Annotated in this window: 5 protein-coding genes; all 5 read left to right on the forward strand. The window is 64.0% G+C overall.

What is annotated here, in order from left to right; all coding sequences use genetic code 11:
- The first annotated feature begins 174 nt into the window (after positions 1–174).
- The gene (locus tag ACYU03_RS17400) at positions 175–1,347 is read left to right on the forward strand and encodes an efflux RND transporter periplasmic adaptor subunit (protein ID WP_461885876.1); all 1,173 of its coding nucleotides are present in this window, start codon (positions 175–177) and stop codon (positions 1,345–1,347) included.
- Positions 1,348–3,315, forward strand: a complete 1,968-nt coding sequence (locus ACYU03_RS17405; RefSeq protein WP_461885877.1) for a MacB family efflux pump subunit — start codon at positions 1,348–1,350, stop codon at positions 3,313–3,315.
- Positions 3,316–3,322: 7 nt separating this feature from the next.
- Complete coding sequence (locus ACYU03_RS17410) at positions 3,323–4,714, forward strand: efflux transporter outer membrane subunit (protein WP_461885878.1); 1,392 nt, start codon at positions 3,323–3,325, stop codon at positions 4,712–4,714.
- A gap of 162 nt (positions 4,715–4,876) precedes the next feature.
- Positions 4,877–5,782: a dihydropyoverdine dehydrogenase gene (pvdO, locus tag ACYU03_RS17415; protein WP_461885879.1), complete on the forward strand. Its 906-nt coding sequence runs from the start codon at positions 4,877–4,879 to the stop codon at positions 5,780–5,782.
- Between the two features lie 165 nt (positions 5,783–5,947).
- Entirely contained in the window at positions 5,948–7,597 is a 1,650-nt protein-coding gene (locus tag ACYU03_RS17420; protein ID WP_461885880.1) for a cyclic peptide export ABC transporter, read from the forward strand.
- The last annotated feature ends 79 nt before the right edge of the window (positions 7,598–7,676 follow it).

The raw sequence follows: 7,676 nt of genomic DNA on the forward strand, positions 1-7,676 counted from the left end.
ATTCTCAGCAGCCATCGGCCAGCGACCAACCCTCGCCAGGCGCTGCCCCGGCCACGGGCCATCCGCAGTCAGTGCGGGTAAATTACCGCGCCGGACCCTCGTTTAACTGGGAGTTTCCCGTGGTCGGCCGTGTATTTCCGGCCACGGATCAATCCCCCTTGGCCGGAACCCCGCATGAGACGTCCATCGCAAAAACGCCGCCTGCTGCTGTGCGGCCTTGGCCTGATCGGCATCAGCACCCTTGCCGCATGGAAATTCCTGCCGGACAACGGCGCCCCCTTCAACACCGTCAGCGTCAGTCGCGGTGATATCGAAAGCAGCGTGACCGCTTTGGGCACCTTGCAACCCCGCCGCTATGTCGACGTCGGCGCGCAGGCCAGCGGGCAGATCCGCAAGCTGCACGTCGAAGTCGGCGACCAGGTCGAGCAAGGCCAACTGCTGGTCGAGATCGACCCTTCCACCCAACGCGCCAGACTCGACGCCGGAAAATATTCGATCGAAAACCTCAAGGCCCAACTGGAGGAGCAACGCGCCCAGCACCGCCTCGCGCAAACTCAGTACCAGCGCCAGAAGAACCTTGCAGCCAGCGGCTCCACCCGTGACGAAGACTTGCAGAATGCCTTGGCCCAGGTCGAAGTGACCCGCGCCCGCATCGGCATGTACCGGGCACAGATCCGCCAGGCCGAAGCCAGCCTGCGCAGCGACGAGGCCGAGCTGGGCTACACACGCATCTACGCCCCGATGTCCGGCACAGTGGTGGCGGTGGATGCCCGCGAAGGGCAGACCCTCAACGCCCAGCAACAGACCCCGCTGATCCTGCGCATCGCCAAGCTGTCGCCCATGACCGTATGGGCAGAAGTCTCGGAGGCCGACATCGGCCATGTGAAGCCAGGCATGCAGGCCTACTTCACCACCCTGGCCGGCGGCAAGCGGCGCTGGAGCAGCACCGTGCGCCAGATCCTACCCGTGCCCCCCAAGCCGCTGGACCAGACCAGCCAGGGTGGCGGCGCCCCCAGCGCCAGCAACGACGGCACTGGCAAGGTGGTGCTCTATACCGTCCTGCTGGATGTCGACAACGCCGACAACTCACTGATGGCGGAAATGACCGCCCAGGTGTTCTTCGTCGCCGGGCACGCCAAGGACGTGCTCACCGCCCCGGTGGCGGCCCTTGAGGAGGATGACGAGCATATCCACCAGCGCCTGGCCCAGGTCCTCGGCAGCAATGGCAAGGTCGAACAGCGTCAGGTACGCACCGGTCTGAGCGACCGCCTGCGCGTGCAGATCGTCGACGGCCTGAACGAAGGCGACCAGTTACTGATCGGCGCTCCAGCCGCGAGCGGGGGTTGAATGTCCACCCCTCTCATTGAACTGCGCGATATCCGCAAGAGCTACGGTGGCATCGATACCCCCAAGGTCGAAGTGGTCCGTGGCATCAGCCTGACTATCCACCCCGGTGAATTCGTCGCTATCGTCGGAGCTTCCGGCTCCGGCAAGTCGACCCTGATGAACATCCTCGGCTGCCTGGACCGGCCTACCAGCGGCAGCTACCACTTCGCGGGCCGGGACGTCGCCGACCTGGGCAGCGACGAGCTGGCCTGGCTGCGCCGCGAAGCTTTTGGCTTCGTGTTCCAGGGCTATCACCTGATCGCTTCGGGCTCGGCCCAGGAAAACGTCGAGATGCCGGCCATCTATGCCGGCACGCCAGCCACCGAACGCCATGCCCGCGCCAACGCTCTGCTCGGACGCCTGGGCCTGGCGACGCGTACAGGCAACCGACCGCACCAATTGTCCGGCGGCCAGCAGCAACGGGTGTCGATCGCCAGGGCATTGATGAACGGCGGCCACATCATCCTCGCCGACGAACCAACCGGCGCTCTCGACAGCCAGAGCGGCGCCGAGGTGATGGCCCTGCTCGACGAACTGGCCAGCCAAGGGCACGTGGTCATCCTCATCACCCACGACCGCGAAGTCGCGGCGCGGGCCAAACGGGTCATCGAGATCCGTGACGGCCTGATCATCAGCGACTCGGCCAACGAACAGGCCCCGCTCCGGCCGGAAGTGCCCAGCCTGGATGCCGAGGCCTTGCGCCAGCGCCTGGACCAAGGCGCCACCGCTAGCGGCGCCTGGAAAGGCGAACTGCTCGAATCCCTCCAGGCGGCCTGGCGGATCATGTGGATCAACCGCTTCCGCACCGCCCTGACCCTGCTCGGTATCGTCATCGGCGTTGCCTCCGTCGTGGTCATGCTGGCGGTCGGAGAAGGCAGCAAGCGCCAGGTCGTCGCGCAGATGGCCGCGTTTGGCTCGAACATCCTGTACCTGAGCGGCAGTAACGCGACCCACCAATCCAAAGCCGGCGTGATCACGCTCGATGATGTGGCGGCGGTCGCACAGCTGCCCCAGGTGCAAATGATCATGCCGGTGAACGGCAGCGAACTGACCGTGCGCTATGGCAACAATAGCCAGAAGTTCTATGTGGGTGGCAACAACACCTACTTCCCAAGGATCTTCAACTGGCCCGTGGTCGAAGGCAGTTACTTCACCGAAGCCGATGAGCGCAATGCCACCGCCGTGGCAGTGATCGGCCAGAAAGTGAAGAAGAAGCTGCTCAAGGAGGCAGGCAACCCGATCGGCCAATACATCCTGATCGGCAACGTGCCGTTCCAGGTCGTCGGGGTCCTCGCGGAAAAGGGCTCGAGCTCCGGCGATACTGATAGCGACGGTCGCATCGCAGTGCCCTACTCCGCGGCCTCAATCCGCCTGTTCGGCAAACGCGACCCAGAATATGTGGCCATCGCCGCCACGGACTCGCAACGAGTCAAGGAAACTGAACAGGCCATCGACCACCTGATGCGGCGCCTACACAAGGGCAAGCATGATTACGAGCTGACCAACGACGCCGCGCTAATCCAGGCCGAAGCCCGCACACAGAACACCCTGTCGCTGATGCTCGGCTCCATCGCCGCGATTTCCCTGCTGGTCGGCGGTATCGGCGTGATGAACATCATGCTCATGACCGTGCGCGAACGCACCCGCGAGATCGGCATCCGCATGGCTACCGGCGCACGCCAACGTGACATCCTGCGCCAGTTCCTCAGTGAGGCAGTGCTGCTGTCGATGGTCGGCGGCCTCACCGGTATCGCCCTGGCCATACTGATCGGCGGCGGACTGTTGCTGGCCGATATCGCCGTCGCTTTCTCCCTGGGCGCCGTGCTCGGCGCCTTCGCCTGCGCAGTGATCACCGGCGTGGTATTCGGCTTCATGCCAGCGCGCAAGGCCGCCCGACTCGATCCGGTCAAGGCCCTTACCAGTGAATGAACCTGTGATGAAACCCCTCTTCAGCGCTCTCGGCCTGGCCCTTGCCCTCAGCGCCTGCAGCAGCCCACCGGGCAAACCGCAAAGCGGCATCCAGCCGCCGGCCAACTGGTACTCGCCCAGCGCCACGGCATTGCAACAGCAACAGCAACAGTGGTGGCGCAGCTTCGCCAGCCCAGAACTGGATCAACTGATCACCCAGGCCCGGGCGGGCAGCTACGATGTCGCCGCCGCCGTTGCCCGGGTTCGCCAAGCCCGCGCCGCGGCGGTGGTCGCCGGCGGCCCGCTGCTGCCGGAGCTCACCGGGTCACTCAATGGCAGCCGGCAAAAACAGATGCGCCACAATGGTTATAACCAGGACAGCGACAGCAGTAACCGCGAAACCGTCGAATACTCGGCCAGCCTCAACGCCAGCTACGAACTCGACTTCTGGGGCGGCAACGCCGCCGCTCGCGACAGCGCCCTGCACGCCCTGCAAGCCAGTGAATTCGACCAGGGCACGGTGACCTTGACCCTGTTGAGCGGCGTTGCCGATGCCTACCTAAGGGCCTTGGCTTTCGATGAACAACTGCGTATCGCCCGCCTCAACCTGGACAACGCGCAAAAGGTGCTCGACGTCGTGCGTGCCCGGTATACTGCCGGATCGGCCACCGCCCTTGAAGTGGCCCAGCAGGAGATCCTGGTAGCCACTCAGCAACGTCGCCTGCCGCTACTCCAGCAACAGGCCGGCGAGGCCCACATCACCCTGGCCGCATTGCTTGGACAACCGGTACAAGCCGTCGAGGTACGCAACAGCAACTTCAACCAGATCCAGGTGCCCAGCATTGATGCTGGCTTGCCCAGCGACCTGATCAGCCGCCGCCCTGACGTCGCCGCCGCCGAATCGCGCCTGGCGGCAGCCCAGGCCGACGTCCAAGTCGCCCGTGCCGCCATGCTGCCCAAGGTGACCCTCACGGCTAGCCTTGGCTCTTCCTCGGACATCTTCGACGACGTCTTGCGCAGCCCGTTCTACAACCTGGCCGCCGGACTCGCCGCACCGATCTTCAACAATGGCCGCCTCAGCGGCGAACGTGACCGTACCCTCGCCGTTCAGGAGGAATTGCTGGCTACCTATCGCGGAACGCTGGTCAACGCCTTCTCCGATGTCGAGAAAGCCTTGAACAGCATTGCCTGGCTAGACCGTCAACAACAATGGCAGCGCATCGAGCTAGAACATGCGCAACGGGCGTTCGAGATCGCCCAGAATCGCTACCAGGCCGGTGCCGAACTGCTGCTGAACGTGCTCGACACCCAGCGCACCCTCTATGAAAGCCAGGACCAGGCCGTAGCCCTGCAACTGCAACGCCTGCAGGCCAGCATCGCTTTGTACAAGGCGCTCGGTGGCGGGTGGCAAGTCCAGTAGGAGATCCCCCCAGGCAGGCATATGCCTGCTCGGACAAGCTGGCTACCCCTCCCGAGTGGTTCGCCAATAAATTTAACGCGCAACCACTCGTCTCCCCCTCGAAAGCAATGGTCACACCCGTGGCCACGCACGCCCGTGCGACTGCCTCAACGGAGACCCCCGATGTCCGCTGAACCCTTCGCCGCCACCTCGCGCAAACGCCGTCACGGCCTTCTCCTGCTCACGGTCCTCGCGAGCCTGCTGCCCTTCACCACAACCCAGGCCTCCACGCCCGAGCCGGGCAAGGTCTTCAAGGATTGCAAGGACTGCCCGGAAATGGTGGTCCTGCCCAAAGGCACCTTCACCATGGGCACGCCAGACGATGAACTGGGCCGCCAACCCGACGAAGGCCCATTGCACGAAGTAACCTTCAGCAAACCCTTCGCTGTAAGCCGTTTCACCGTCACCTTCGGCGAATGGAAGGTGTTTCTGCGCGAGACCGGCTACAAGATGCAGGACGCCGACAGTCGTCCAGGTCGACACTGCAGCGCCGGCATTCCCAGCTACCCGATCACCGACCGTCATCCGGCAGTGTGCATGACTTGGCACGAAGCCCAGCGCTACATCGACTGGTTGTCGAAGAAGACCGGCAAGCCGTACCGCATGCTCAGCGAATCAGTCCGCGAGTACGCTGCCCGCGGTGGCAGCACGGGACCATTCCCGTTTCCGCTGGATGAAGGCAAGGAATATAGCATCGCCAAGCACGCCAACACCTATGGTCCGGAAGACGGCTTCAGCTACACCGCTCCCGTGGGCAGCTACAAGCCCAACGCCTTCGGCATGTATGACATGCACGGCAACGTCTACGAATGGGTCGCCGACACGGTACACGACGATTATGTCGGCGCCCCGACCGATGGCAGCGCCTGGATCAGCCCGGTCGCCCCCAAGGCCGACTGTGACTACCGCCACATCCGCGGCAACGACTGGACCGAGGCGCCGATCTTCTCCCGCTCTGGCAACCGCAATGACCGCTGCTCCTACAACGCCGGTGATTGGCTAGGCTTTCGCGTGATGCGCGACCTGTAATGCCATTGGCCGGGCTGTCCCAAGGCAACCCGGCCCACTACTGCCGCGACTAAATCCCGCCTCACGGCACTCGTCCACAGATCAGACAGCCCTCCTTGCGCATCCGCGCGGTACGGCCCACCACTCGCCCCTTGCACGTAGCCACGTCGCGACCGAGGTAGTTTCATGACCGCAGCACCGCCCAGCGCTATTCGCGAACTCCTGACCCTGCTCAAGCCCTACCGGCTGATCGTCCTGTCATCCATCCTACTCGGCGTCCTCGGCGGGCTCTGCGTCACGGCGCTGCTGGCGACCGTCAACCAGGGCCTGCACGATCCGGCCGGCATGGGTAAAGGTGTGGTCCTGGCTTTCATCGGCCTGGTCGCCATGGCGCTGCTGAGCACCATCCTGGCTGATATCGGTACCAACTTCGTTGGCCAGAAGATCATTGCCAAGCTGCGCAAGGACCTCGGTGCCAAGGTGCTGGCCGCTCCCATCGAACAGATCGAGCGCTACCGCACCCACCGCCTGATCCCGGTGCTGACCCACGATGTCGACACCATCAGCGACTTCGCCTTCGCCTTCGCCCCGCTGGCCATCTCGATGACCGTGGTGCTCGGCTGCCTGGGCTACCTAGCCATGCTGTCCTGGCCGATTTGCGTGATGACCCTGCTGGCCATCGGTATCGGCTCAGCCATCCAGTTCGCCGCGCAGAACCGCGGCGTGAAAGGCTTCCATGCCGCGCGTGACGCCGAGGACAACCTGCAGAAGCACTACCAGGCCATCGCCGAGGGCGCCAAGGAACTGCGCATCGACCGCCCTCGCCGCCACGCCATGTTCACCCGCAACATCCAAGGCACCGCCGACTTCATCTGCAACACCCACGTCAAGGCCATCAACATCTTCGTCGTTGCCAAGAGTCTGGGCTCGATGCTGTTCTTCGTGGTCATCGGCCTGGCCCTGGCACTACAGGCCTTCTGGCCGACCAGCAACCCCACAGCCATGAGCGGCTTCGTGCTGGTGCTGCTGTACATGAAAGGCCCGCTGGAAAACCTGATCGGCAACATTCCGATCATCAGCCGTGCGCAGATCGCCTTCCGTCGCATCGCCGACCTCTCAGAACGTTTCTCCTCCCCTGAGCCACACCTCTTGCTCAATGCAGCGGAAAAACCCGACGTGCCCTTCCAGGGCCTGGAGCTTCGCGACGTGCAGTACAGCTTCCCACCGGTCGAAGGCGCCACCCCTTTCCGCCTCGGGCCGGTCAACCTGAACATCGAGCCAGGCGAGATCCTGTTCATCGTCGGTGAGAATGGCTGCGGCAAGACCACCCTGATCAAGCTCCTACTGGGGCTCTACACGCCGCAACAGGGCCAAGTCATACTCAATAGCAACACCGTCGACGCCCGCGGCCTGGACGACTACCGGCAACTGTTCACCACCATCTTCGCCGACTACTTCCTGTTCGACGAACTGGTGCCACGCCAGGGCGCCCTGCCCGACGACGCAGCCCAGTACCTGGAGCGTCTGGAGATCGCTCACAAGGTCAGCATCCGCGACGGCGCCTTCACTACCACCGACCTGTCCACCGGCCAGCGCAAACGCCTGGCACTGGTCAATGCCTGGCTCGACGGGCGCCCGGTGCTAGTGTTCGACGAATGGGCCGCTGACCAGGACCCGACCTTCCGCCGCGTGTTCTATACCGAGCTGCTGCCAGACCTCAAACGCCTGGGCAAGACCATCATCGTCATCTCCCACGACGACCGCTATTTCGATGTCGCCGATCAACTGGTGCGCATGGAAAGCGGCCGTGTGATCAGCGAGCGCGCCCTGGCCTGAACGAACCACCCGGCGAGCGCACCGTCGCTCGCCGATGCCTGTCTTTGCAACTAAATCGCATTCGTCGCCCTTCGTCTTC

It is taken from the genome of Pseudomonas sp. X10, assembly GCF_054889225.1.